The organism is Ideonella sp. B508-1 (assembly GCF_000333615.1).
Lineage (GTDB): Bacteria > Pseudomonadota > Gammaproteobacteria > Burkholderiales > Burkholderiaceae_C > Ideonella.
Genome location: NZ_BADL01000385.1, coordinates 1 through 2,389 on the forward strand (window position 1 = coordinate 1; position 2,389 = coordinate 2,389).

The following is a 2,389-nucleotide window of genomic DNA, read 5'->3' on the forward strand; positions in this document are numbered from 1 at the left end:
TTGCCTACCTTGTCACCGTCGAGCCCCATGGCTTTGATCTTGCCCCGCTCCTTCCAGATTCTCTTCATCGTGATCATCGGTGGCCTGGGCAGCGTGGCCGGTGCCTTCCTGGGCGCAGCCTTCATCGTGCTCTTCCCGCTGGCCCTGTCGAATCTGGCGGGCGCGCTGCCCAATGGGTGGATCGATGCGGGGCAGCTGGAGAACCTGCAGAAGATGGCNTTCGGCGCGCTGATCATTCTGGTGCTGATCCGCGAGCCCGAGGGCCTGGCCAGCCTCTGGCAGCGCTGGCGCAGTCGCGCCCGTCGCTGGCCATTGCGGCACTGATCCCATGGCGCCAAGAGGCCCTCGGTCCCGCCGGGCCACGCCCTTCGGTCGGCCTTCCGTTTTGTCGGCTTCCTGACCCGCCCCTCCCGCAAGGGGTGTTCCCTCGACCCTGCGTCTCGCAGTTTCCAAGAAAGACCCACCATGACCCTTCGCAAGACCCTCTCCACCGTCGCCCTGGCGCTGGGGGTGATCGGCCTGAACGCGCATGCCGCGAACGAACAGTACTTCCCCTTGCAGAGCTACCGGGTCGGCCCCTACGCGGCCGGGGGCACCGGCTTTTTCGGTGGCTTCATCGACTATCTGCAGTACGTCAATGCGCACGGGGGTGTCAACGGTGTGCAGCTGACCTGGAGCGAGTGCGAGACCGAGTACGTTGTGGAGAAGGGTGTGGAGTGCTATGAGCGCCTGAAGAAGGGCCTCAACGGTGCGCCGGCCGCGGCGACCAACCCGCTGTCGGTGGGCATCGCCTATGCCACGCTGGACCGCTCCACCGCGGACAAGCTGCCGTTGATCACCATCAACCACGGACGCACCGACTCCACCGACGGCAGCGTCTTCCCCTATGTGTTCCCTTTGCAGCTCAACCCCTACTCGGAAGTCTCGGCCATCGTGAACTTCATCGGCCAGAAGGTGGGGGGGCCGGACAAGCTGCGCGGCAAGAAAGTCGTCACGCTCTACCACGGCTCGCCCTACGGCAAGGAGACCAACGAGGTGCTGCAGAAGCTGGCCACCAAGTTCGGCTTCGAGCTGACCCTGCTGGAAGTGCCCCACCCCGGCAATGAACAGCAGTCGCAGTGGCTGACCATCCGCAAGATCAAGCCCGACTCCGACATTGCGCTGCGGGTGACGCGGGCGCCGCAGGACACCTTGCGCGGGCGCGAGGTGGGAACGGTGGCGATGGCGGTTTATGCGCCGCGGCAGTGGGCCGGCGCGGGGGATGCTTCGGCGCCGGCCACCACCTTGCCGTGGGTGGGCTTTGATGCGGGGCTGGCCTGCAGCGCGCCTGGCGCCTGGCTGGCGCGCAACGTGGCCGCGCAGGACGTGCGCTTTCGCGCGAACACCTTGCTGGGGGCCGCGCAGGCGGCGCGCACGGGCATCGGGTGTGCCGTTCTCCCGTGCTTTGTCGGCGGGTCCATTCCGGAGTTGGTGCGGCTGGGGCCGCCGCTGGACGAACTGGCCCAGCCGCTGTGGCTGCTGATGCACGAGGACGTGGCGCGCGTGCCGCGCATGCGCCGGGCGAGCGCGGCGCTGGCCGAGGAGATCGGGCGCGCGTCCGGGCTGATGTCAGGCCTGGGCTGAGTGCTCCAGGGCCGTGGCCGCCAGGCCCGCCATGTGGGAGCCGCGCCCGGCCAGATAGCGCAGGAAGACCTGGCCGTAGTCCGGCACCACGGCGGCCCGCACGCTCGGCCGCTGCGCCAATTGCTGGCGATAGGCCACTGTGACTGGCAGGCCCTGCAGCAGCCCGAAGTCTCCCAGGCGGTCCAAGGTGTCCAGCAGCCGGAAGACCGGCGCGAAGGAGGCGTCCACCAAGCCAAAGCGTGCGCCCCCGAAGTAGGGCCCGGCGCCGGCGGTCAGCGGGCCTTCCAGCCGCGCAAAGCGTGCGGCCAGCTCGGCCCGCTTGCGCTCGAAGCTGGCGGCGTCCGGCGCCATGTAGAAGCCGAAGACATCGGCGATCACGGCCGAGGCGAACTCGGCCCATGCGCGGTGGCGGGCCCGGTCCAGGGTCTGGGTTGGCCACAGCGGTGGCCGGTCGGCGGCGGTTTCTTCGATGTATTCGCAGATGACCGAGGTTTCGAACACGGCGGTGCCACCCACCCGCAGAACGGGCACCTTGCCCTGGGGCGAGAGTTGGATGAACCAGTCCGGCTTGGCGGCCAGGTCGATGTAGGTTCGCTGGGCCTCCAGGCCCTTCTCGGCCAGCTGGATGGCCACCCGCTGGGTGTAGGGGCAAAGGGTGTTGCTGATCAGTTCAAGGTCGTGCATGGCGTGTCCTGTTGGCAATGGGCACAACCTTACGCAGGGGTGGTGCCCGGCACCATCGAAAGCTTGGCAGCCTGCTGTGCGC

Annotated in this window: 2 protein-coding genes; one reads left to right on the forward strand and one right to left on the reverse strand. The window is 68.2% G+C overall.

From position 1 onward, the window contains the following. The first annotated feature begins 465 nt into the window (after window positions 1–465). Window positions 466–1,623, forward strand: a complete 1,158-nt coding sequence (locus I73_RS33250; protein WP_022981522.1) for an ABC transporter substrate-binding protein — start codon at window positions 466–468, stop codon at window positions 1,621–1,623. On the opposite strand, the gene I73_RS15910 is transcribed toward I73_RS33250, so the two are convergent. Continuing rightward, complete coding sequence (locus I73_RS15910; RefSeq protein WP_022981523.1) at window positions 1,609–2,307, reverse strand: glutathione S-transferase family protein; 699 nt, start codon at window positions 2,305–2,307, stop codon at window positions 1,609–1,611. The two genes, I73_RS33250 and I73_RS15910, sit on opposite strands and share 15 nt — an antisense overlap. Window positions 2,308–2,389: the final 82 nt, after the last annotated feature.

What these genes read in the sequence shown, in the direction of transcription:
- I73_RS15910 (WP_022981523.1), bottom strand. Translation starts at nt 2,307, where the DNA reads ATGCACGACCTTGAACTGATCAGCAACACCCTTTGCCCCTACACCCAG.
- I73_RS33250 (WP_022981522.1), top strand. Translation starts at nt 466, where the DNA reads ATGACCCTTCGCAAGACCCTCTCCACCGTCGCCCTGGCGCTGGGGGTG.